Raw genomic sequence first — 23,424 nt, 5'->3', positions numbered from 1 at the left:
GGAGGGATTATACATGTGGAAGGTACTGCTGGTGGAGGATGAGGTATTCGTACGGGAAAGTGTGCGCGAGATTATCGCCTGGGAAGAGCTCGGCTTCATGGTCAGCGGAGAAGCGGGCAACGGGGCAGAAGCGCTGGAGATGATCCGCGAGGATGCGCCAGATCTGGTGATTTCGGATATCGTCATGCCGGAGATGGATGGCGTCGAGCTGCTGCGCAGAACCCGTGAGGAGGGAATTGATTCCCGCTTCGTCATGCTGACCTGCATGAATGACTTCGAGAATGTGCGGCAGGCCATGGAATACGGGGCGTCCAATTATATTCTGAAGCTGTCGATGAGCGTGAATTCCCTCCGGGACACCCTGCGCAAGATCAGCGGCGAGCTGGAGAAGAACCAGGACAACCGCACGGGGAACGCGCTACCATCCGCTGCTGCTTCCCCGCAACCCCCGGCCCATGAGGAGATTACGAGCCACCCGGAGATTCAGAAGATCCTGCACTATCTGCATGAACACTACGCTGAGGATATTACCGTGAAGTCGATGTCCCAGTATGTCATGATGGCCGAGAATTATGTCAGCACCCTCTTCAAAAAGAAAACCGGCCACACCCTCATCCACTATCTGCACCGTGTACGGGTAGATCAGGCGATCCGGCTACTGACCGGCTCCGACCTGCCGGTCTATGAGATCGGCAATCGGGTCGGCTTCGTGAGCGATAACTACTTCATCAAGATCTTCAAGCGCCTGACCGCGCAGACGCCCAGCCAGTACCGGCACAATTTGCGGGAGAAGCAGGACACACTAAGCCTTTAGCCTGCTTATACAGTCTCATAGCCATACCGCTGCAGCGGCGTTCCCTCCGGGAATGCCGCTTTTTGGCCTGAACACGGATAGAACATAACTAAGACCGATACACCCCCCCGCTGCCTGCACAATTGTATATTTCTGTGCCATGAAGTGGGTGGTTTTGTTCCTTATCGCCCGGAAGGGCGCTTGCTATGCTTGTAATGTACTTACAAGACCTAAAGGAGTGGGGCTATTGTGAAGGCAACCTGGATGCGACGCCAGCAGCTGCTGGGCTATCTGTTTATCGGGCCCAATATGATTGGCGTGATGCTGTTTTTTATCATACCGGCGATGTATTCGTTCTATCTCATGTTTACAGATTACAAGTTTATGAGTCCTAATACCAAGTTCATCGGGCTGGCCAATATCCGGCGGATGCTGGGGGATGAGGTCTTCTATATTGCCATCAAGAACACGTTGCTGTTCCTGCTCTCTGTTCCTGTATCCATTGGGCTGGCATTCCTGGTGGCTGTCATTCTGAACCGTTCCGTCTATCTCAAAAAGCTGCTGCGCGCCCTGTACTTCATGCCTTACATTACCAGCGGCGTAGCCGTAGCCTTCGTCTGGATGCTGCTGTTCCACCCGAATAACGGGCCGGTCAACGGCATTCTCCGCTCCCTGGGCATCGAGAATCCTCCCGGCTGGCTGTCCACGATGGATACGTCCATGTATGCGATTGATATCATCTGGATCTGGTTCATGCTCGGCTATAACATGATTATCTATCTCGCCGCTTTGCAGGAGGTGTCCGGCGAGCTGCTGGAGGCAGCCACTATCGACGGTGCCCGCACGTGGCAGACGGTCCGCAGCATTCTGTGGCCGCTGGTGAGTCCCACTACTTTTCTGCTGCTGATTACCGGGCTGATCATGTCGATCAAGCAGTTCGGCATCATCCAGGCGATTACGCAGGGCGGACCCGGGAACAGCACCACCGTATTATCCCTGTTCATCTATCAGAATGCCTTCCGCTATTACGAGATGGGCTATGCATCAGCGGTCTCCTGGGCCCTGTTCCTGATCATTCTGATCTTCACCGTGGTTCAATGGCTGGGCCAGAAACGCTGGGTTCACTACTAAGGAGCTGAGAATATGAATAAAGCCATCGTTACCAAAAGCATCACCACCCTAATCATGCTGTTCTTCAGCATCGTCATGATTGTGCCCTTCCTCTGGATGATCAGCACCTCCTTCAAGACCCCGGCAGAGGTATTCCGCTATCCGATCCAGTGGATTCCGGACCACTTCAACTGGAGCCATCATATCAAAGTCTGGTCCGGCCAGGGCAGCTTCGTGCCTTATTATCTGAATTCCCTTAAAGTCGCTGTGCTGAGTACCATCGGTGCGGTCTCCCTGTCCGCCTTGGCGGCCTACGGCTTTGCCCGGATTGAATTCAAGGGGCGCAATACGATGTTCCTGGTCTACCTGTCCATGATGATGGTTCCTCCGCAGGTGCTGTTCGTGCCCAAGTTCATCATGTTCGACTGGGCCGGCATCTATAACACCCACTGGGCGCTGATTCTGCCCGGCATGTTCACCATCTTCGGCGTATTCATGATGCGGCAGTTCTTCCTCTCCGTGCCTCATGAAATCTCGGAGGCCGCCTTCATCGACGGTGCCGGCCATTTCCGCATCTTCTCGCGGATCATCCTGCCGATGGCCAAGCCCTCGCTGGCGACACTGGCAATTATCGACTTCTCCTGGCACTGGAATGACTATGAGAACGCGCTCGTCTTCCTGATTGACCAGGATCTGTTCACCGTGCCGCTCGGGCTGCAGAACTTCATCCTGGAGAACAATGTCGATTACAACGGCATGATGGCCGCCGCCACCGCCGGGATCATCCCGATGATTCTCGTCTTCCTGCTCGGCCAGAAATATATCATTGAAGGAGTGGCCAGCTCGGCGGTGAAGGGATGAAAATTACTTTTAACTCATCGCTTACTGAGGGGTGCTGTGCCCGATCGCACCCGATCCAGGTCCAGGGGATAGGCTCAATTGAGCTTAATTGCAATCTGTACAACTAAATCGACGGATGTGCCGCCCAATCTCTGTTTAGCTGTATTTCGTGCAAGTAAAATGCCTCTATACCTGGATTTTAGCTCATCCGGGCAAATGTAGTTGTACAGAATACAGTTAGAAGAGGAACGCCTTCGGTTGCACTGTTTTTAGTTGCACAGAATACACTTATCTCTGATTAAATTAAAGTCTGAACATGAACTTCGAGCTAATATTAGGCTGAACCTGCACCCGTTGCCGAATTCTACCCTTACACTCAAGTAGCTGATTGTATTTCCTGCAATAGAAAACGCATCGCTGACCATAAAATACGATTCTATTGTATTTCATACATTGGAATGTTGTGATTCGGCTGAAAAAGGGTCTTTTTTCAATATTCGAATGTACGGAGTACAATAGATCCTATTTCGAAGCCTTTTTTACAGCATTCTGTTGTACAAAGTGCAACTGCCTATTAATCGAGCCCGGATACCAGACCAGTTGGAATTAAATGAGTTTCCCACCGATGCTCCTCATTTCTTCTGGCTATTCAAACCTCCGCAAGACCTACGGCTGATCCTCCGCCTTCACCGCCACCCAGCCGTCGATCAAATACGCGCCGAAGAACCGGGATATGGCCGTGAACCCGGCCTCCTCCAGCAGCTTCTCCATCTCTGCGGCAGGAAGCGGATGGGAGGTGACTCCGAAGGATTGCTCGAAGGTCTGCCACTCATCCTCTGCGATGCCGTTACCGAGCATATGCAGCCGCCAGCCTGCTATCTGTAGCTCCCATGCAGACGTGCCCGGCACCCCGCAGATGGCGGACAGGCACAGCGGCGCGCCTGGCTGAAGCCGCGCGGCAATGCTGCGGAGCAGCGCCAGCTTGTTCTCCCGCCCCTGCACAAAGTGCAGCACCAGCATACAAGTTGCGGCATCATACAGCGCATTACTGCTCCACGCGGCAATCTCCGTATGGTGCAGCCGCACTCTATTCAGCAGACCCGCAGCCTCCAAACGCTGCTTGGCAGCCTGGAGCATACTCTGCGAGGGCTCCAGCCCGCTGAAGCTCCAGCCGGGATGGCTCAGGCCCAGCTTCAATATCTCCTGTCCCCCGCCTGCTCCCACGACCAACAGCCTTGGCTTTTCCTGCTTTTCCTGCTTTTCCTGCTTTTCCTGCTTGTCCAGCCGCGCGGTCAGCAGCGTATCCATCAAGTCATATTGCAGCGCGTATCCTGGGATTTTGCGGCTGATGTTCTGCACATACTGATCCCCGTCTGCCTGCTCCCAAGGGCTGGCTGTATTGGCTTCATTAGCTACATTGCCTGTGTTAGCTACATTTCCTGTGTTGGATGTATTAGATGTATTAGATGTTCTGCTGTTCATTCCATCCCCTCCGAAAATAATAATCGGTACATAACCACAATAGGTCATGTACCGATTATCAGGGGCGGATGCGGAAAGCGCCATCCCACATAGCTGGGATCTATAGAACGGGCCGCTCATACCAATACCCCGGAATCCCCCGTTCCAGCCGCATCAGCGCCTCCAGATAATAATAATCGCCCCAGATCGTGTAATCATCCGGCGAATCCCCGGCTCTGGCGGAATATGCGCCATGCTCCAGCAGACCCTCGGCCTGATCGCTGCCATGGGTCGAATAATGCTCCGCCAGCGCTCTCACCGACGCCTCCCCCGCCTCCTGGAAGAATTGGCGCTCCGGGTCGCCAGCCTCCAGCTGCGCCGCAATCTCCAGCAGCCCGCAGGCGGCAATGGCCGATGCCGAGCTGTCGCGCTTCGTTCCCGGTTCAACGGGAACGTCGAAGTCCCAATACGCGACCCCATCCTCCGGCAGATGAGCCACGAAGTAGCGGCCCAGCCGCTTCGCCGTCTCCAGCATCTCCGGGCTTTTCAGATACCGGCTGACCAAGGCGAAACCATAGATGCCCCAAGCCTGCCCGCGCGTCCAGGTGGAGCCGTCACTGTAGCCCTGATGGGTCCCGCCGCGGATGGCGTCTCCGGTGGCCGGATCGAAGTAGAAGGTATGATAGCTGGAATCATCCCCGCGCACCAGGAAGCGGCGGGACTTCAGAGCATGAAGCTCGGCTACCCGCCGGTAAGATTCATTGCCGGTCTGCTCATGCGCCCATAGCAATAGCGGCAGATTAAGCAGACAGTCGATAATGATCCGTCCACCGTTAACGGCATCCCCCTCCCGCCCCCAGGCCTGGATCAGGCGGGGCCCTTCGCGCCAGCGCTTCATCAGCATATCCGCCGCCTCCAGCGTAAGCTGTCTGGCGCCTTCATCCCGTTCGATAATCCACTGGGCCTTGGAGGACAAAGAGTACAGGAAGCCAATATCATGATGATCGAAGATGATCTTCTGGTCCATCCGGCGGCGGAAGCTCTGGACGGTGCTTAACGCCTGCCCGCGGTAGATCGGATCTTCACTGTACTCGGAGCAGAGCCAGAGGATGCCGGACCAGAAGCCCGCCGTCCACTCGGTATTGTCATTCAGTGTATAATGCTCATCCCCGGCACTCACATGGGGGAACCGGTCCCCGAATCTTGTAATATTACGTTTCGTTACGCGTAGTGCATCCTCAATCGCTTGTTGCCACATGTCAGTATATCCTCCTTGTTATACATTATCGTTCTGGATCAGCCGATTGGCCTGTTTATACTGGCCCGGAGTGATCCCCTCATATTTCTTGAACACACGGATGAAGGAATTGCTGTTCAGGAAGCCCACACGCTCTGAGACCTCCTGCACATTCAGTTCATCAGCCTCCAGAATCCGCTTGGCCTCTTCAATCCGGTACTGGTTGATATAGTCGATAACGTTGGTGCCGGTCTGTTCCTTGAAATACTTCGAGACATACGTAGGATGGAACCGGAAGCGTTCCGAGATATGGGTCAGTCCCAGATTCACATCATTGTAATTCTCATGAATGAATTCCAGGAGCTGCTCCTTCAGCTCGGTGTTATGGGAACGCTTGCGTTCATGCACCATCTGGCAGACTGTCTCCAGAATCTGCAGCAGCTCCGTCTCCATCTCCTCGAAGGTCTCACAGACGAACAGCCGCCGGATCAGCTCGTTGCGCCGGGTCAGTTCCTTCTGGTCATCCGTCTTGATCTGCTCTGTGGCCTTCAGCATGGTCCCGATCAGCTCGAACATCAGACAGCGGGCCAGCTCAACGGATAAGGGCTCCCCGGCAAAATTAGTCATCAGAATCTCATTCATCACCTCGGTGGAGCGGGCATAGTTCCCTGTGGCAATATAATTGACCAGCTGACGCTCCAGATCGAGCGGATAATACAGCTCCTCCTTGGGCTGCCGGATACGTTCCTGGTCAATAATCTGGCCAATGCCGAGAATCAGCCGGTATTCCAGCGCCTCCTCCGACTCCCGGAAGCAGGCGGAGATGTCTGCCAGAGAGGTGTGGACACTGCTCACGCCAACGGAGAAATAGATCAGGAAGCGCGATTGGATGAAATGCTGCGCCTCCCCGGTCGCCCGGATCAGCTCCGGCACTGCGTCCGCCGTATTTCCCCGGAGATTGACCAGCAGCGCGATCCGTCCATCCATTTCTGCGGAATAGACCGGACCGGCCGGGCCCAGCAGCTCCTCCAGCACATTGGTCAGGATCAGATGGACGAACTGGCGCTTCCCCTCCTCATCCTCCGGGGCCCGTGTGCGGAACAGACCCTCATAATTCTCTATGTGTACCAGCAGGACTGCAAAGGCATCGCTCTCTAGCGGGAGGCCCAGACGCTCCATCTCCCCGGCAAGACCTTCTCCCGGCTGTACCCGTCCCTTTAGCAGTCTCGCCAGGAAGCTGCTGCGTACCATCGTCTGCTGCTCCTTCAGCCGCGTGGCGAACTGGTCCTGCTCCTCCCAGGCCCGGGTCAGCACCGTCTGCAGGATACCGAACTCGTCATCCGGCTGCTCCAGCTTCCCCTTAACCTTGTCGGAGATAATACTCATAATCCGGCCAAGCGGCCGGTAATTCCGCCGGGTGAACCACCAGGCAGCGATGCCGCCCAGCAGCAGAACAGCAGCCACACCGGCGAAGGTGATACTGCGGATCACCATCAACTTCTTCGCATAGATCCGGGTCGGAACGATAGAGACATACTGCCAATCCTCAACACTAGAGGATATTTGTGAGACCGTCACCGATTCCCCGTTCCAGTCGGCCGTGCCGGTCCGCCGTCCGCTATCCTTATTTTGCTGCAAGTATTGATGTATCGTGTAAGGGGTTTCAACGGTGCCTGTGGAGAACAGCGTTCGCCCGTCACGGTCCAGGATGAATACAATACTCTCCGGCTCCAGCCGCACATTGTTGATCGCCTGCTGGAAACGTTCCGGGTCCAGCATCACCACAAAGGTCGCCGGGCTGCTCTGCGACACCTGAACCGGGAACGGCTGCAGATAGACCAGCGTTTCTTCAATGCGGCGGTCTTCGCTGAGGACCTTCATTTTGCGGAAGACACTCTGGTCTGACTCCTGCATCAGCCGGGTCCACTCCGGCCCGCTTACCCCGGTCCCCTCATAGTAAATGTCATACAGCAGCTTCTTGGATACCAGCGAAGAGGAGGACAGCGCCACATCCGAAGACTTCACATAGATGTACAGCTCGCGGATGAGCCCGTTCCCGATCCTGATCGACTTGAGGTTCTTGATCAGCTCCAGCCCCATCAGCCGCCATCTGGCATCCTGCTCGGAGGCGTGGTTGATGAAGCTGCTCAGCTGGGAATCGGCCATGAGCTGGCTGCTGATACTGCTGATATCCTGGGTCTGGCTGTCGATGGTCTCCTGCACCTGGGACAGCAGCACCATGTTGGAACGGTTCACCTCTTCCTTCAGCAGATTGCGGGACTCCGCAAAGACAGCCGCCCCAATGGTGACGGGAATGAGCAGGATGACCAGATAAGAGAGGCTCCAGGACAGCAGGATGCTTTTCTTTTTCATGGCGCTCCTCCTCCTTGTTCATGATGTGGGTACAGTGCTGGTGCGGCTCCGTTCTATTCCTTGATTGCGCCGATCATGACGCCCTTCACAAAATACTTCTGTAAAAACGGATATATAAACAAAATCGGCAGCGTAGCCACCATCACCGTTGCATACTTCACACTTTCTCCGATTGCTTCCTTGTCGCCCATAGCTGCCGAAGTGGTCATCGAATCCGTACTATTCTGGATCAGAATCTCCCTCAGCACCAATTGAAGCGGATACAAATCACGGTCGCGGATATACAGAATGGCGCTGAACCAGGAGTTCCAGTGGCCTACCCCGTAGAACAGAATCATGACCGCAATGACCGGCATCGATAAAGGTACCACAATCCGCCACAGAATGCGCATCTCCCCCGCACCGTCTATTCTGGCCGATTCCAGCAGACTCTCGGATATCCCCTGAAAGGCTGTACGCATAATGATCAGATTATAACTGCTGACCAGCCCGGGTACAATCAGCGCCAGCAGGTTATTGCCGAGGTGGAGCGTATTGTTAATCAACAGGTAGGTCGGGATAATCCCGCCGTTGAAGAACATGGTGAATACAATGGCCAGCATGATCGGATTGCGCAGCATGAAGCTTTTGCGGGAGAGAGTATAGGCCCCCAGGATGGTAAAAAGCAAATTGAGCGCCGTGCCCAGCACTACGATCACCAGCGTATTCCGGTAGCCGGAGAGAATGCTCGGATTACTGAGCACCAGCTTGTAGCTGTCCAGATTGAACCCGTCCGGGAGCAGCAGCAGCCCGCTATGGGCCATTAGCCGGTTGGAGTCGCTTAACGAGGCATTCAGCACATGCCACAGCGGATACAAGGTGATGATAATAAGCAGAACCATGAGCAGCACATTGAGACTGTCAAACAGTTTTTCGCCTATTGTTCGTTGAATGGTCATGAGAATCCCCCGCTTAGAACAGCTTATTGTCAGATACGGCCTTGGAGAGCCGGTTAGCGCCTATGAGCAAAATGAAATTGACCAGCGACTGGAACAGGCCGACCGCCGTAGTGTAGCTGAACTCTGCACTCTCGCTGATCCCCTTGCGGTAGACGAAGGTGGAGATGACATCCGCTGTATCGTAGACATTGGGATTATAGAGCAGGATCACCTTCTCGAAGCCGATCTCCATCAGCCCGCCTATGCGCAGAATCAGCAGAATCACAATCATCGGGATAATGCCCGGCAGCGTAATATGCCATACCCGGCGTATCCGGCTGGCCCCGTCCACCTTCGACGCATCGTAGAGCTCCGGGTTAATTCCGCTGAGCGCTGCCAGATAAATAATGGTCGAGAATCCAAGCTCCTGCCAGATGGAGGAAGCCGTATAGATCGTGCGGAAATTCCCCGGCTCACTCAGCAGCGCGCTGCTCTCCCCGCCGAAGAACGTAATGATCGAATTGAACAGCCCGTCACGGGAAGAGAAATCTACCACCATCCCGCAAATAACCACCAGGGAGATGAAGTGGGGAATATAAGAGACCGTCTGCACCGTACGCTTGAATATTTCATGCCTCAGCTCATTGAGCAGCAGCGCCAGCAGGATCGGGGCCGGGAAGCCGAATAATAGCTGGTAGAAGCTGAGGATCAGTGTGTTTTTGAGCACCCGCCAGAAATAATAGCTCTGAAAAAAATCTTGAAAATGCTGCAGCCCCACCCACTCGCTGCCCCAGATGCCCTTGCCGACGGTATATTCCTTGAACGCGATGACCGCACCATACATCGGCAGATACTTGAAGACCAGAAAATACAAAACCACGGGGAGCGCCATCCAATAGATCACTTTATTTCGCTTGTAATTCAGCCATACCAGGGATAACTTCCGGGTCACAAGTCTCCCTCCTTTCTTTTGCAGGACTAGCCTGCGGGGGCGCTAGTAGCTCAATCTGCCGCTCCGCAGGTAGCCTTCATCCTAATTTATCTTGCGTTGTAGCGGTCTACCGCCGCCTGCTGAATTTCAATCGCCCGCTTCACATTGAACTTGTTGATCTGGGCCGTGAACTTATCGAAGTTCTCCAGCGGCTCCGCACCGATGACGAACTTAATGAACATTTCATCGCGGTAGGTGGTGATGTCACTCATGATTTTGCTGTACTCACTGGATTCCTCTGTAGTCAGGCTGACCGGAGGAAGACCGACCTTAAGCGTGTTGTCGCTGTATTTGGAAAAGAGCGTCACCGCGTCCTTCTGCTGCTGGAACTGGTAATACTGCTCGTTGTAACGGTCGTCATCCTCCCCGACAAACGGGTAGTTGGCAATGAAATGCTTTGCCATCGCCTGAACCACCGACAACCCGTCCGGATTCTTCAGAATCTCATCCGTGTAGGTCGGATACCCGTCCTTCATCGTGTACGTCACGCCTTCTACGCCGAAGTTCTTCAGCATATGGCCTTCTTCACTGAAGAAATAATCCAGCGCCTTCACCGTCTCCTCCGGGTGCTTGTTGCTCTTGGTGATCGTTGCTCCGGCACCGCTCCACTCCCAGGACCGGCCGGTGAACATAGGCTCATCGCCCTTGTTCACTACAGGAAACTGGACAGCCGTAAGATTAGCCTCTGGCTCCTTCTCCTGAAGGGCGGGCAGATAACGCCCAATGCCGCCGCCGATGTAAGTGAAGAAGGCACCGGCCTGGCCGCTCAGAATCTTGGCATCAAAGGTCTTCTGATCGTTGGTAGCGAAGTCAGGATCGATCAGCCCCTCCTGATACCAGCGGTGGAAGGTGGTCAGGAACTCCTTGAATTCCGGCTCGACCGGTCCGAATGCCACCATGCCGTCCTTGAGGAAGATCGTATTCGTGATGCCGTAAGCCTCCAGGAAATTCGCGGCCGCCGGGCCCATCGTCGTCAGCTTGGGCGGAGCGCCGTACAGGAGCGGAGCGGTGACGCCCTTGTTCTCCTTGAAGGCCTTCAGCACCGTCTCCCACTCGGCAATCGTCTCCGGCTGCGGCAGCTTCAATTCATCCAGCCAGTCCTGGCGGATGAACATGCCGCCGAAGGTCTTGTACTTGCCCAGCCGCAGATGCGGGATGGCATAGATGTCGCCGTTATCCGCTTTCAGCTGCTTTGCCACCTCGGGATTCTCGTCCAGAATCTTCTTCAGGTTAGGCGCGTACTGGTCGATCAGATCATTCAGCTTAATGATGCTGCCGTCCGTGAACAGCTTGGAGTAATCACCATAGACGAACATCACGTCCGGCAGCTTATTGGAGGCCAGCATCACGTTGAACTGCTCCGTCTCTGCCCCGACCGCCGGATGCTGAAATTCCGTCTTAATGTTGGTCTTCTTCTCCCATTCCTTAATCGCCGTAATCTCACTCATATTCTTCAGCGTAATCGAGACATTCGTGTTCAGCGACGCCCAGATCGAGATCGGTGTCGGCTCATCCGCCGCTGCTCCCTCTGTATTCTTGTTGCCGTCCGCGCCGCCCGAGCAGCCTGCCAGTCCGCCTACCGCCAGCATCAGGCTGGCACTCATCAGTAGCCGCCTTCTCCAAGAGCTCTTCATCCTTCTCATCTCCCCCATGTGTTCGTAATTGATATGCAGCTGCCGGAGGTGAACGATTCGGTTCGATTCGATTGCCGTTCTGCTGTGTTCTGCCCTCCCGCCCATCTAACTTAACGTTTCCGCCCCCGCCTTGACTATCTCCCATTCTTGCTGCGATATCGATATCTTGCTTATAGCCTGTCCAGCACAGGAATTGCATACGGATGTTGAGAAATTGGGATTGAATCTGTGTAGAGAGATTGAGCTAAGGAATTTTGGCGTTTTGGGATGAGCCGCGGCTCCAGAGAAGTTTTGGGCTTTCGGCCGCTGCCGCTCCTACAGTTCCTAAATTCCCCTTCGCCACTTTTCCCTTAACTTTTCAACTAATTAACTTAACCTAGGCGGTCAGCCCTGCTAGGGGAGGACCATGTACCGCCCGTATCCGGCGGATTCTAGTTCAGTAGTACTCCACATTCTCCCTTTGGGCTGCATTCGGCCCGCGCACTTCGCGCCAGCACATTATAATCGGTTTTTCGATTATATTTGGCCTACACGCCGCCACCGGTCCCATTGTAATCGGTTTTTCGATTACATTTGGCCCACGCGCGGCTCACCGTCCCATTGTAATCGGTTTTTCGATTACATTTGGCCCACACGCCGCTCCCCGTCCCATTGTAATCGGTTTTTGACATACAATCGGCCCGGTTGCCTTCGTGAAGCCAAATGTGTTCGGTTTTTGACATACAATCGGCCCGGTTGCCTTCGTGAAGCCAAATGTGTTCGGTTTTTGACATACAATCGGCCCGGTTGCCCTCGTGAAGCCAAATGTGTTCGGTTTTTGACATACATTCGGCCCACACACCTTCACCAACACGAAAAAAGACACCGTTAAGTGTCTTCATCGCCAATCTATGGAATTCGCCTAGTCCGGCGTAGCTTGCCCTGCCCGCCGCTCAGGCGCGGGATAGCACCGACAGCACCGTCTCCAGCACCACATTCACGCCCATCTCACAATCCTCGTAGGAGGTGAGCTCTTCCTCGCAATGGCTTTTCCCGTTCACACTTGGGACGAAAATCATCGCCGACGGCAGGAACCCGGCCACGAATTGGGCATCATGCCCCGCGCCGCTCGCCAGCTTCCGGCTGCTGTAACCAAGCTTCTGCGCAGCCTGCTCCACCAGCGCACAGATCCCCGGATCGAACCATACCGTGTCGCGGCCCCACAGCTTCGTCTTCGATACGCTGCATTCCAGCAGCTCCTCCGGCAGACCGTGAATAATCGCCTCAACTTCACGGACCACATCCATGTCCTTATGTCTCGCTTCCACGGTGAAGATCACCTTGTTCGGAATGACGGTATGAATATTAGGCAGCACGTTCATCCGGCCCATCGTGTAGACCAGCTCAGGGTCCAGCACCGCCAGCTTGCGGCGCAGCTCCGTAATAATATCCGTAGCGGCAAACAGCGCATCCCGGCGCATATCCATCGGCGTAGTCCCGGCATGATCCGACTCCCCGGTCACTTCAATCTCATAGCAGACCATGCCCACAACACAGTCAACCAGACCGATCTTAACGTTCTCCTTCTCCAGCACGGGGCCTTGCTCAATATGCAGCTCCAGATAAGCGGCCGCTTCCCTGATCCGGTTCTCCACCTCCCCGGCATAACCGCTGGCCTCCAGCGCCTCGCCGAAGCTGATGCCTTCCACATCCTTCTTCTCCAGCATAGCCGCCTTATCGAACTTGCCGGACAAGACGCCTGATGCCATCATGGACGGCTCGAAGCGGGCACCTTCCTCATTGGTGAAGTTCATCACCGTGACAGGCAGCCGGGGCCGAATCCCGTGATCCACCAAGGTTCTCACTACCTCAAGGCCTGCAATCACCCCGAGCACGCCGTCGAATCTGCCGCCCTTCTTGACAGTATCCAGATGTGAGCCGATCACGATGGGCGGCCCCTCTTCACTGCCAGCCAGAGTGGCATACATATTGCCCAGATCATCCACCTTCACGCTCATGCCCAGCTCTTCGCAGCAGGCAGTGAAATAGCCGCGTACCCGCACATCCTGCTCCGACAGCGACAGCCGGGTAACGCCGTTATGGTCTGTCCGCCCGAAATCGGCAAAGGCCTCAATGGTATTCTTCAGCCGCTCACCGTTCACCAAAAGTTGCTTCACCTGCATCGGCTTATCCCCCGTTTCCGCTGATATGGAATGATTGCTATCCTTATATGTTAACGAATTCCACCTGTTTGTCATTGTACATACTGTAAAAATTATAGGCTGGAGAATTTCCGTTATTTGCTGGCACCTGCGGGGAAGTCTGTTAGAATATGAGACATCAGGATTACATATTGCAGGGCGAGAGGGGTAAAAGCATGAACACTATTTTACGCAGCGGATCAGCCGTAGCCGAGATTCATTCACTCGGAGCAGAGCTGGTCAGCTTCAAAAGAACAGATACCGGGACGGAATATATGTGGAGCGGGGATGCCGCTTACTGGACAGGCCGTTCGCCGGTGCTGTTCCCGATTATCGGGGCAGCCATGGGCGGCGAGATCCATGTGGACGGGCAGGCGTACAAGCTGGCCAATCACGGCTTCGCCAGACGTAGTGAATTCACGCTGGTGGAAGCAAGCGAGACGCAGGCAGTCTACCGGCTATCGCACAGCGAGAACACTCTGGCGAGCTATCCCTACCCGTTCAACCTGTTCCTGACCTACACCCTGAGCGGCAATACGCTTGAGATCGGCTACCGTGTGGAGAACCCCGGCGGACAAGAGATCTTCTTCCAGCTCGGCACCCATCCGGCGTTCAACTGCCCGATTGGCGGAGAAGGCAGCTTCACCGACTATTACCTTGAATTCGAACAGCCGGAGCGCCTGGAGCGCTTATTCCTGAACAAGACCGGCCAGATCATCCAAGGTAACAGCGAGACCCTGCTGGAAGACGGAAATACACTTCCGCTGAACCACGAGATGTTCGCGCATGACGCCCTCGTCTTCCGCAATGTCCAGTCCAAATCGGTTGCCCTGAAAAGCAAACAGTCTGACCTGAGCGTAACGGTCGCCTTCACGGGCTTCCCCGATCTCGGCATCTGGCAGCCGAAGAATGCACCGTTCGTGTGTATCGAGCCTTGGCATGGTGTGGCCGATATCGAAGGCTTCACCGGCGATTTCCGGGAAAAGCAGAACGTCATTTCACTGCTGCCGGATGGCCAGTTTACCAGTGCGCTGACGATTACGTTTAATTGACTACCTCGCAATCCATCCGCAAAAATCGTTTTTGAAAGAAATATGCATCTCGCTTAAACAGCGGAGCGAACAGAACGATTGTGGAAAAGCGGCAGCGGTCGCCTTTGTGTACGGATTTTCACCGCTAAGGTAAAATACAATAAAATCCGGACACAACAGCGATTGTAACAACGTTCCGTTCGCGGAGCGTCCACCCATGTGCTCACGTTAATCCTACTTAAAAGTTGCGGGCTATCCTTTTGGGACAGCCCCTTTTTGCTGATCTGGAGCATCACGCATTACGGATAAGTACACTTTAGTAGTATATACAACCTTTTGACCCGGATAGTAAGATTATCACAAATAAAGTGACGCGTAGACCCGAATCAGAACCGGGAAAGGAAGTGACTGCTCGAGTGAAGCCAGAGATAAGTATTATTGTGCCTATCTACAACGTGGAACTGTACCTGAGGAAGTGTGTGGATTCGATATTGGCGCAGACCTTCCGCAATTTTGAATTGATTCTGGTCAATGACGGATCACCCGATAAGTGCGGCGAGATTTGCGAGTATTACAAGGAGCTGGACCCGCGTGTCGTCGTCATTCATAAGCAGAACGGCGGATTGTCCGATGCCCGCAACTATGGAATTGATGTGGCAGAGGGCCGGTATATCGGGTTCGTCGACAGCGATGACTGGATCGAACCGGACATGTACGAAGCCCTGTACGGACTCATCACCGCCCACAATGCAGATATCGCTGTATGCGGTCATTGCGAGGTGCAGGATGATGTCAAGCTGGAAAAGTCCTTCACGCACCAGGTGCGTGTATACGATAATGCGCATGCCCTCGACAAGCTGCTGGAGGATACCGAGATCCAGAACCTTGCCTGGGATAAGCTGTACAAGGCCGAGCTGTTCAGCCAGGTGAGATATCCGGTCGGCCGGTATTTCGAGGACATTTTTACCACCTATAAATTATTCCTCCAGGCGAACAAGACCGTCTCGCTGGATTCCCCCAAATATCTGTATCTGAAGCGAAGCGACAGCATCACCGGAGCGATGAACAACCGGAAATATTACGACCGCTATTGCGCGGCGCTGGAGATCTACGAGACGATTCAGGATAAAAACTATCCGATCGCCAAAGAAATCTCGTTATCCCGGACGGTAACGGAAGGCATTGAGCTGTGCAACTTCCAGCTGATTACCGGCGAGACTGCAGTTAACAAGGAATATCTGGCCGAGCTGGGCGGGTTCCTGAGCAAGCATACCTCCGCGATCCTGCGCAACCGCATTCTCCGCCGGGAGATGAAGACCGCTGCCCTGCTGATTATGACCAGCTCCACGGTATACAAAATGCTGTATTATTCCAAACTCCGTTTGAAGGGAAGTAATATGATATGAGCCAAGCCCTTGAGAAGATCCTGCCGCTGTTTTTCCGCAATTATGTAAGCAATATTCCCGTCTATCAATATTATAAGGGCTATCTGAGCTACCGGAATGCATATAAAGACAAGACAAAAGCCATTTACGTCGTCGGCTCCCCTGAGCATGACAATCTCGGCGATCACGCCATCACTTATGCGCAGATGAATTTTTTGCGGAAAGCTTTTCCCGACTATACGCTCATAGAGATTGTAGCCAACCGGCTGATGCATAACATGAAGTGCCTGGAGGAATTCTGTTCGCCGGAGGATATCTTCGTGCTTCAAGGCGGGGGCAACTTCGGAATCGAGTATTTCCGTGAGGAAGAGGTACGCCGCAAGATTATCTCCGAGTTCCCGAATAACAAAATTATCGTCTTCCCGCAGACCATCTACTTCGGTGATACCGAGCTGGGCCGTGCGGAGTTCAAAAAGACACAGGACCTCTACGGTTCCCATAAGGACCTCACTCTGGTCGCCAGAGAGGCAACGTCGTACGAAATTATGAAAGCAGGTTTCAGAAACAACGCAGTGCTGTTAACGCCGGACATTGTCATGTCCCTGGACATCACTGACCCTCCCAAGGAGCGCCACGGTGCCCTTCTGTGCATTAGAGCCGATAAGGAGAGCATCTTCAGCGAGCAGGATAAGAAGGTCATCCAGGAGTACACCTCCAAGCACTACAGCACAACTACATTCACCGACACCTGCATCCTCCGCCCTGTCTCCCTGGAAGACCGGGATCACGAGCTGAATACCTTATGGAATCAGTTCAAAGAGGCCGAGGTTGTGATTACGGACCGGCTGCACGGGATGATTTTTGCAGCGATTACGTCCACGCCTTGTATTGCGCTGGGGAATTACAATTATAAGGTCGTAGGCAGCTACGAATGGATCAAGCATCTGGGCTATGTGAAATTCACGAACGATGTGAAGCAAATCCCGGCATTGCTGGAAGAACTGAAGACGCTCGAGCGCCCACGGTACAATAATGAATTCTCGGTCAAGCATTACAACCAAATTATTGAAGCCATGTCGAATAGCAGCGCTGAAGAACCTGCTTCGTCTATCGTTACCGCTTAAGATAAGCACAAGACACTCTCTGTAGCGAGGAAGCGATCCCACCCTTGAAAACAAATATAAAACTTGCTGCAATCATAACCTATGCTTCGGTATTCCTAGGCGTTATTATCTCCCTGGGCTCGACGCCGTTCATTGTGTCGACCCTGGGGAAATCCGAATATGGATTATTCGCGCTGGTAAACTCCATCATCGCCTATATCGTCCTGCTGGATCTGGGCTTCGGCAGCGCGGTCATCCGCTTCAATGCGAAATACATCTCCGAGAATGACTCCGCAGGCCAGCGCAATATTAACGGAATGTTCCTGCTGCTGTTCTCAGCCATCGGACTCCTCTCCTTACTTGCCAGTGTGATTCTGGTGTTTAATTTCGATGCGATCTTCAGCAGCCTTGATGAAGCTGAGCTGGGCATTCTGAAGACCATCTTCATCATTGCCGCCATCAACGTGGCTGTCTCGTTCCCGCTGAATATCTTCAGCTCGATCATTACGGCCTATGAGCGGTTCGTCTATCTCAAAATCATCAATCTGATCCGCGTGGTCCTCTCTCCGGCCATGATGGTGCTGGTCCTGCTGTTCGATTTCAGATCGACAGGGATGGTCACCGTTGCGCTGGTGCTGAACCTGGCGATCGGCGTGATCAACGTGGTCTTTTGCCGCACCAAGCTGAATCTGAGGGTCCGGTTCCACGGCTTCGATACCAAGCTGTTCAAGGAGATCTTCAGCTATTCGTCGTATATCTTATTATCCTCGATTGCCTTTCAGATCTATACGAATGCTGATCCGCTGATCATCGGGATGTTCCTCGGGGCTACGCCCATCGCCATTTTCGCCATCGCTGCCCAGCTCAACACGTATATTCTCAACTTCTCCAATGTGCTGGCCAGCTTCTATCTGCCGAAGCTCACCAAGATGATCGTCAAAGGGGCCGATCAGGCGGCTTTAATGCTGGAGCTGGTCAAAATAGGCAGAATCCAGGCGCTGATCGTAGGCTACATCGTCTCGGGCTTCGTGTTATTCGGACAGAGCTTCATTCTGATCTGGCTCGGCCCGGATTACAAATATGCATACACGGTTGCGCTGATCATCATCATTCCCCAGATCACGTCGATTGTGCAATCGCTGTTCGCCACCATGCTGGAAGCGATGAATATGCACAGGGTGAAGGCCTTTATCTACTTCTCAGTTGCAATTCTGAAGGTGGCCTTAACCTTCTGGTTCATCCGGATCTGGGGGATTACAGGCTGCGCCATTGCTACGGCTATCGGGATGATCATCAATGTATGCCTGAATAATGTGTACTACAAATATAAATTGAAGTTCGATATTCTTCATTTCTGGCTGCAGATCATCCGCGTCTTCATTCCGGTGGTGCTGCTCTCCGGGGTGTGCGGGTTCCTGCTTAGCTTCGTGAGCATCACTTCTTACGTGTACCTGGGCATGTATGTCATCCTGTACTCCCTCATCTATGTGCTTACCATGTGGCTGTTCGGACTGAACGGGGCTGAGAAGCAGATGGTGGCCGGACCGGTTAGAAAAATGGCTCTGCGGAGTCAGGCCTAGGACTCTACGTGAGGCGGGGCTGATTGGCAGGCCGCGCTTAGGTGCTGCCTGCTCCGTGGGGGGCATAAACAAAGAAGCCTTTGCGGACAAGATCCGCAGAGGCTTCTTCTCTTGGCTTGGCAAGCTTGCTGATCAGAGCTGCTTCAGCCGCTCATCCAGCAGCCGGAACATGCTTCTAAGGGCCGTCTGGTCCGCTTCGCCATAATGATCGCCGATATTGATCTCATAATAGCAGGAAGCCTCGCCGGTTGGCTTGAGCCGTGGTGTCAGGCCAATGCCGGTCTCGTTATAGATCCCAATCAATACAGGGGCAAGCTGCTCCAGAGGCAGCGCGAAATGAATGTGGAACATATTCGAGACCGGAACCTCCGGCAGCGTGGATACCTTATGGCAGCTGTTGAATAAGGCTGCCAGCTCCTTGGCCTGCTCATAGTATTCTGACATCCTGCCGATTCGCTGCTGGTAATAATACCGGGCGGGGACAATATAGGGATAGAGACTGATCAGGTCGCCCCCGTGGCGGCGCTTCCAGATCTTCGACTCCTCCGTGAACTCCCGGCTCCCGGCTAAGATCGCTCCGGCAATCCCGCCGATGCCCTTGTACAGGGAGACATATACGCTATCAAACAGCGCGCTGACTTCCGCTGCGGTCTTTCCATAGTAAGGCAGCACTTCGAACAGCCTTGCCCCGTCCAGATGGAGCCTGATTCCCTGCTCCCGGCAATAGGCTGAGATCGCTTCCAGCTCAGCATACTCCGGCAATTGTCCGCCGATCTCCCGCTGCGGCAGCTCCAGCAGCAGACAGGCGATCCCCGGTCCCATTCTCTTCACATCCTCCAGGGTAATCAGGCGGTCGGCACTGCCCAGCAGCAGCGGCTCCAGATGATGCAGCTCCTTCAGGCCGTCCTGCTCATGAATCTCCAGGTGGCATAGCGGATGATAAGCGACCTTTGGGCTGCCCTCCCGGTCACTCCAGATGCGCAGGGCAATCTGCTGGGCCATCGTGCCGCTGGGGAAGAACACGCTGCATTCTTTGCCCAGCGCCTCCGCCATCTCTGCCTGGAACTCCTCAATCACCGTCCCTGTCCCGTACATATCCGCAGCGAGACTGTCCTCTACACTGGCCAGCGCCTTCTTGAGTACGGCTGCGTCCCGTCCGCCATGGCCAGCAAGCTGCACCTGCGTCCTGCCGAACGCCTCCATTAAAGCATTCTCCTCGTTCATTTTATTATCCTAGCCTCCTTCTTCGTAGCACCCGATCTGTATGAATCCTTGAAATTATATCATTCCTCCACAAAATAACCGAATTATTAGAATGTTCACATGATATTCCGCTCCAGCAAGGTGAAATAAGTTGACCGCTGTGCTACAATATTGGAATTGCAAAGGCAATTGCTTAGGGAGGTTTATAAATTCACCATGCTTATTATTGGTATCGCCGGCGGGACCGGCTCCGGCAAGACAACGGTAGCGCGCTCCGTGATTGACCGTCTTGGCTCTGACAAAGTAACATTCATATCCCAGGATAACTACTATAAAGACCATTCTTACCTCAGCATGGCTGAACGCGGTGCAATTAACTATGACCACCCGCTGGCCTTTGACACGGAACTGCTGATTGAGCATCTGGATTGTCTCAAAGCGGGACAAGCCGCCTTCGCTCCCGTGTATGACTTCACGGTTCATGCCCGTTCAACCGAGAAGACTGTGGAGCTTGCCCCGAATAATATCGTCATTCTGGAAGGACTGCATGTGCTGTCCGATGAGAAGCTGCGCGAGCAGCTCAACATCAAGGTGTTCGTGGACACCGATCCCGATGTGCGTATCCTGCGCCGGGTGCTGCGGGATATCGAGGAACGCGGGCGGACCATCCGTTCGATCCATACGCAATACCTGACCACGGTGAAGCCGATGCACGAGGCCTTCATCGAGCCCTCCAAGAAATACGCGGACCTGATCATCCCGGAAGGCGGACAGAATCAAGTCGGAATCGAGCTGCTGTCGGTACTGACCGAGAAGTATCTGTCCGGCGATCACCAATGGAACTGAATTAAGCCGCACCGGCTGACATGGTGCAAGGACCGTCCGGCATGCCGGACGGTTTTTTGCTGCGCCGCGATTGCTACCGGGCCAATTGTATGCGGAAAACCGATTACATTGGGCGGCGCGAGAGCTACCGGGCTGATTGTAATCGGAAAACCGATTACATCGGGCGGCGCGCGGGCTAACGGGGCGATTGTAATCGGAAAACCGATTACATCGGGCGGCGCGAGAGCTACCGGGCTGATTGTAATCGGAAAACCGATTACATCGGGCGGCGCGAGGGCTGACGGGCTGATTGTAATCGGAAAACCGATTACATCGGGCGGCGCGCGGGCTGACGGGACGATTGTAATCGGAAAACCGATTACATCGGGCAGCTCGAGGGCTGCCAGGCTGATTGTAATCGGAAAACCGATTACATTGGGCGGCGTGCGGGCTACCGGGACGATTGTAATCGGAAAACCGATTACATCGGGCAGCTCGAGGGCTGCCGGGCTGATTGTAATCGGAAAACCGATTACATGGGGCTCCGCGAGGGCTACCGAGCCCATTGTATGCGAAAAACCGATTACATTGGACAGCGCGTTGACTGACAGGCACTTTGTATGCAAATCTATCGCCCGCAGGTGAGCCGCTCCATAAATCGCGCTCATAAGTCATATAACCTGACACAAAATTCTTGTTCACACTAGAATTTTCATCATTTTCAGCAAACCAATTCATTTATTTGTTATATTTTCTGACTGGTAGCGCTTTACTCCCGAAATAAAGGGTTGATTATTTCCGTTTCATCCACTATGATTAGGGAAACAGATAGCATTAAAATTAAAGCGGTTTAACTTGTGATTTGTTCTCCCTAGTTATTATGGCATATTTCGATTTTTATTTACCGCTAAAGTTAAAGCGCTTATACTTTAAGCAAGGAAAGGCTGGTGTGTTCGTGATTAAGAGTGAGAGCCGGCGGCAGATGTTCTATATGTATCTGTTCATTTCCCCCTGGCTGGTCGGCTTCCTGATCTTCGCCCTGTACCCGATCTTGTCTTCGCTGTACTACAGCTTCACCGACTATGACATTATTCATCCGCCCCAATTCATCGGCCTCGCCAACTACACCGAGATGTTCCACAATGAGCTGTTCTGGCGTTCCGTGACAGTCACTCTGCGATACACCTTTATCAGTGTGCCAGTACAGCTGCTGCTTGGTCTGGGGTTCGCTCTGCTGCTGCATCAGACCCTTCCGTGGCGCGGCTTCTTCCGGACCGCGATGTATTTCCCGAGCATGGTCTCCGGCGTTGCGATGTCGCTCCTCTGGTACTGGATCTTCAATCCGCAGATTGGCCTCTTCAATTATATGCTCTCCTGGTTCGGCGTTCACGGCCCGGCTTGGCTGATGAATCCCGATACGGCGCTGTATGCGCTAATCATCATGTCCTTCTGGACAGCAGGTTCGGGCATGATCCTCTTCCTCGCCGGTCTGCAGGGCGTCCCGGCCAGCCTGATCGAAGCCGCCAATCTGGACGGGGCAGGGCGCTTCCGCATTTTCCTGAATATTACACTGCCGATGATCTCGCCAGTCCTGCTGTTCCAGCTGATTATGGGGCTGATCGACTCCTTCCAGGTCTTCACGCAAGCCTTCGTCATGACGCAGGGCGGACCCAATTATTCCACCTGGTTCTACGTCTACAATCTGTATACAAGTGCCTTCAAGGAATACCGTGCCGGGTACTCTTCCGCGCTTGCCTGGGTCCTTCTGATTGTCGTCATGCTGTTCACGGCGGTCATTATGAGGCTCTCGCGCCGTTATGTCCATTATGAAGGAGGCAGCCGCCGATGAGCACCGTTAAGGCCACCCGCCCGCTTGAATCGCCTTCCCGGCTGCGCCGGAGAATCAAGCCTGTTAAGATCGCCAGCTTTGTCACACTGATCATTACCACCTTCCTTATGCTGCTGCCGCTGTTCTTCATGGTCTCCACCTCGCTGAAGTCGAAACGGGAAATGCTGAAGTTCCCGCCGACTTTTCTGCCGGAGAGCTGGGCCTGGAGCAATTATACCGATATTTTTGAGACGCTTCAGTTCGGCACACTGTACAAAAACAGCCTGATCATCGCCGGGTTCTCCGTATTCGGCACCCTGCTCTCTTCGGCTCTGGTCGCTTACGGGTTCGCCAGATACCGGGGACGCGGCAACAACTTCTGGTTCATCCTGCTGCTGAGCACGATGATGCTGCCGTATCCGGCCATTATGATTCCGCAGTTCGTGCTGTTCTCTAAGATGCAGTGGATCGACACCTTCCTGCCGCTGATCGTTCCCGCCTTCTTCGGCTCGGCGTATAACATCTTCCTGCTGCGGCAGTTCTTCTCCACGCTGCCCGAGGAACTGTTCGATGCCGGACGGATGGACGGCTGCGGCGAGCTACGGATGTGGCGGACCATCGCATTGCCGCTGTCTGCACCGGCGCTGGCAACCGTGGCAATTTTTGCTTTTATCTACAGCTGGAATGATCTGTTGACCCCTGTGCTCTACTTAAGCTCGTCGGACAAATTCACGCTTCCCGTCGGCATGGCCTCGCTCACCTCATCGCGCTTCCGCATTCCGCCGTGGCATCTGCTGATGGTCGCTTCCGTCCTGGCGATGGTCCCGATTGTTACCCTATTCGCCATCGCCCAGAAGCAGTTCGTCGAGGGCATCGTACTGACGGGCATCAAGTAATCGCGGGTTATAACACTTGAAATCATGGAGGGATTGG

19 protein-coding genes are annotated in these 23,424 nt (G+C 54.0%); 10 read left to right on the top strand and 9 right to left on the bottom strand.

What is annotated here, in order from left to right; translation table 11 throughout:
* Positions 1-13 precede the first annotated feature (13 nt).
* The 3 genes from MKX51_RS32790 (at position 14) to MKX51_RS32780 (ending at position 2,764) form a co-directional block, all read left to right on the top strand.
* Positions 14-814 carry a response regulator gene (locus MKX51_RS32790; protein WP_340995372.1) on the top strand — a complete coding sequence of 267 codons (801 nt, stop codon included), beginning with the start codon at positions 14-16 and terminating at the stop codon, positions 812-814.
* A 228-nt stretch (positions 815-1,042) separates the two neighbouring features.
* Complete coding sequence (locus tag MKX51_RS32785; protein WP_340995371.1) at positions 1,043-1,924, top strand: carbohydrate ABC transporter permease; 882 nt, start codon at positions 1,043-1,045, stop codon at positions 1,922-1,924.
* Positions 1,925-1,936: 12 nt separating this feature from the next.
* The gene (locus MKX51_RS32780; RefSeq protein ID WP_339252930.1) at positions 1,937-2,764 is read left to right on the top strand and encodes a carbohydrate ABC transporter permease; all 828 of its coding nucleotides are present in this window, start codon (positions 1,937-1,939) and stop codon (positions 2,762-2,764) included.
* A gap of 645 nt (positions 2,765-3,409) precedes the next feature.
* Here MKX51_RS32780 and MKX51_RS32775 read toward each other — a convergent pair.
* From MKX51_RS32775 to MKX51_RS32745, 7 genes are all read right to left on the bottom strand, one after another.
* Positions 3,410-4,225, bottom strand: coding sequence for a class I SAM-dependent methyltransferase (locus MKX51_RS32775; RefSeq protein ID WP_340995370.1), 816 nt, complete (start codon positions 4,223-4,225; stop codon positions 3,410-3,412).
* A 100-nt stretch (positions 4,226-4,325) separates the two neighbouring features.
* A complete protein-coding gene (locus MKX51_RS32770; protein ID WP_340995368.1) occupies positions 4,326-5,462 on the bottom strand; it encodes a glycoside hydrolase family 88 protein in 1,137 nt (378 codons plus the stop codon).
* An 18-nt stretch (positions 5,463-5,480) separates the two neighbouring features.
* Complete coding sequence (locus MKX51_RS32765) at positions 5,481-7,814, bottom strand: helix-turn-helix domain-containing protein (RefSeq protein ID WP_340995367.1); 2,334 nt, start codon at positions 7,812-7,814, stop codon at positions 5,481-5,483.
* A 53-nt stretch (positions 7,815-7,867) separates the two neighbouring features.
* A complete protein-coding gene (locus MKX51_RS32760; protein ID WP_209994071.1) occupies positions 7,868-8,752 on the bottom strand; it encodes a carbohydrate ABC transporter permease in 885 nt (294 codons plus the stop codon).
* A gap of 13 nt (positions 8,753-8,765) precedes the next feature.
* On the bottom strand, positions 8,766-9,623 hold the full coding sequence (locus tag MKX51_RS32755; protein WP_445322095.1) for an ABC transporter permease: 858 nt from the start codon (positions 9,621-9,623) through the stop codon (positions 8,766-8,768).
* Positions 9,624-9,769: 146 nt separating this feature from the next.
* Positions 9,770-11,356 carry an extracellular solute-binding protein gene (locus MKX51_RS32750; protein ID WP_340995363.1) on the bottom strand — a complete coding sequence of 529 codons (1,587 nt, stop codon included), beginning with the start codon at positions 11,354-11,356 and terminating at the stop codon, positions 9,770-9,772.
* A gap of 932 nt (positions 11,357-12,288) precedes the next feature.
* Positions 12,289-13,518, bottom strand: coding sequence for a Zn-dependent hydrolase (locus MKX51_RS32745; RefSeq protein WP_340995362.1), 1,230 nt, complete (start codon positions 13,516-13,518; stop codon positions 12,289-12,291).
* 194 nt (positions 13,519-13,712) lie between these two features.
* Here MKX51_RS32745 and MKX51_RS32740 point away from each other — a divergent pair, with 194 nt between their 5' ends.
* From MKX51_RS32740 to MKX51_RS32725, 4 genes are all read left to right on the top strand, one after another.
* Positions 13,713-14,588: an aldose 1-epimerase family protein gene (locus MKX51_RS32740; RefSeq protein WP_340995360.1), complete on the top strand. Its 876-nt coding sequence runs from the start codon at positions 13,713-13,715 to the stop codon at positions 14,586-14,588.
* 395 nt (positions 14,589-14,983) lie between these two features.
* Positions 14,984-15,973, top strand: a complete 990-nt coding sequence (locus tag MKX51_RS32735) for a glycosyltransferase family 2 protein (protein WP_340995359.1) — start codon at positions 14,984-14,986, stop codon at positions 15,971-15,973.
* Positions 15,970-17,076: a polysaccharide pyruvyl transferase family protein gene (locus tag MKX51_RS32730; RefSeq protein WP_340995357.1), complete on the top strand. Its 1,107-nt coding sequence runs from the start codon at positions 15,970-15,972 to the stop codon at positions 17,074-17,076. Before MKX51_RS32735 ends, MKX51_RS32730 begins: the two co-directional genes overlap by 4 nt.
* Before the next feature lie 44 nt (positions 17,077-17,120).
* Entirely contained in the window at positions 17,121-18,635 is a 1,515-nt protein-coding gene (locus MKX51_RS32725; RefSeq protein WP_340945444.1) for an oligosaccharide flippase family protein, read from the top strand.
* 132 nt (positions 18,636-18,767) lie between these two features.
* On the opposite strand, the gene MKX51_RS32720 is transcribed toward MKX51_RS32725, so the two are convergent.
* Positions 18,768-19,859, bottom strand: coding sequence for a threonine aldolase family protein (locus MKX51_RS32720; RefSeq protein WP_340995356.1), 1,092 nt, complete (start codon positions 19,857-19,859; stop codon positions 18,768-18,770).
* A gap of 195 nt (positions 19,860-20,054) precedes the next feature.
* Here MKX51_RS32720 and udk point away from each other — a divergent pair, with 195 nt between their 5' ends.
* Positions 20,055-20,684: a uridine kinase gene (gene udk / locus MKX51_RS32715; protein WP_036726376.1), complete on the top strand. Its 630-nt coding sequence runs from the start codon at positions 20,055-20,057 to the stop codon at positions 20,682-20,684.
* Here udk and MKX51_RS32710 read toward each other — a convergent pair.
* On the bottom strand, positions 20,669-21,331 hold the full coding sequence (locus MKX51_RS32710) for a hypothetical protein (RefSeq protein WP_340995354.1): 663 nt from the start codon (positions 21,329-21,331) through the stop codon (positions 20,669-20,671). The two genes, udk and MKX51_RS32710, sit on opposite strands and share 16 nt — an antisense overlap.
* A gap of 281 nt (positions 21,332-21,612) precedes the next feature.
* Between MKX51_RS32710 and MKX51_RS32705 the strand changes: the two genes are divergently transcribed.
* Together MKX51_RS32705 and MKX51_RS32700 are read left to right on the top strand one after the other, a co-directional pair.
* A complete protein-coding gene (locus tag MKX51_RS32705) occupies positions 21,613-22,512 on the top strand; it encodes a carbohydrate ABC transporter permease (RefSeq protein ID WP_340995352.1) in 900 nt (299 codons plus the stop codon).
* Positions 22,509-23,387 carry a carbohydrate ABC transporter permease gene (locus MKX51_RS32700; protein WP_340995350.1) on the top strand — a complete coding sequence of 293 codons (879 nt, stop codon included), beginning with the start codon at positions 22,509-22,511 and terminating at the stop codon, positions 23,385-23,387. Before MKX51_RS32705 ends, MKX51_RS32700 begins: the two co-directional genes overlap by 4 nt.
* Positions 23,388-23,424: the final 37 nt, after the last annotated feature.

The organism is Paenibacillus sp. FSL M7-0420 (assembly GCF_038002345.1).
Classification (GTDB): domain Bacteria; phylum Bacillota; class Bacilli; order Paenibacillales; family Paenibacillaceae; genus Paenibacillus_AQ.
Note: the sequence above shows the minus strand (reverse complement) of the source record. Positions and strands in the feature narration are given on the sequence as shown.

What these genes read in the sequence shown, in the direction of transcription:
- MKX51_RS32790 (WP_340995372.1), top strand. Translation starts at nt 14, where the DNA reads ATGTGGAAGGTACTGCTGGTGGAGGATGAGGTATTCGTACGGGAAAGT.
- MKX51_RS32780 (WP_339252930.1), top strand. Translation starts at nt 1,937, where the DNA reads ATGAATAAAGCCATCGTTACCAAAAGCATCACCACCCTAATCATGCTG.
- MKX51_RS32775 (WP_340995370.1), bottom strand. Translation starts at nt 4,225, where the DNA reads ATGAACAGCAGAACATCTAATACATCTAATACATCCAACACAGGAAAT.
- MKX51_RS32770 (WP_340995368.1), bottom strand. Translation starts at nt 5,462, where the DNA reads ATGTGGCAACAAGCGATTGAGGATGCACTACGCGTAACGAAACGTAAT.
- MKX51_RS32765 (WP_340995367.1), bottom strand. Translation starts at nt 7,814, where the DNA reads ATGAAAAAGAAAAGCATCCTGCTGTCCTGGAGCCTCTCTTATCTGGTC.
- MKX51_RS32760 (WP_209994071.1), bottom strand. Translation starts at nt 8,752, where the DNA reads ATGACCATTCAACGAACAATAGGCGAAAAACTGTTTGACAGTCTCAAT.
- MKX51_RS32755 (WP_445322095.1), bottom strand. Translation starts at nt 9,623, where the DNA reads ATGGCGCTCCCCGTGGTTTTGTATTTTCTGGTCTTCAAGTATCTGCCG.
- MKX51_RS32750 (WP_340995363.1), bottom strand. Translation starts at nt 11,356, where the DNA reads ATGAAGAGCTCTTGGAGAAGGCGGCTACTGATGAGTGCCAGCCTGATG.
- MKX51_RS32745 (WP_340995362.1), bottom strand. Translation starts at nt 13,518, where the DNA reads ATGCAGGTGAAGCAACTTTTGGTGAACGGTGAGCGGCTGAAGAATACC.
- MKX51_RS32740 (WP_340995360.1), top strand. Translation starts at nt 13,713, where the DNA reads ATGAACACTATTTTACGCAGCGGATCAGCCGTAGCCGAGATTCATTCA.
- MKX51_RS32730 (WP_340995357.1), top strand. Translation starts at nt 15,970, where the DNA reads ATGAGCCAAGCCCTTGAGAAGATCCTGCCGCTGTTTTTCCGCAATTAT.
- MKX51_RS32720 (WP_340995356.1), bottom strand. Translation starts at nt 19,859, where the DNA reads ATGAACGAGGAGAATGCTTTAATGGAGGCGTTCGGCAGGACGCAGGTG.
- udk (WP_036726376.1), top strand. Translation starts at nt 20,055, where the DNA reads ATGCTTATTATTGGTATCGCCGGCGGGACCGGCTCCGGCAAGACAACG.
- MKX51_RS32710 (WP_340995354.1), bottom strand. Translation starts at nt 21,331, where the DNA reads ATGAGCGCGATTTATGGAGCGGCTCACCTGCGGGCGATAGATTTGCAT.
- MKX51_RS32700 (WP_340995350.1), top strand. Translation starts at nt 22,509, where the DNA reads ATGAGCACCGTTAAGGCCACCCGCCCGCTTGAATCGCCTTCCCGGCTG.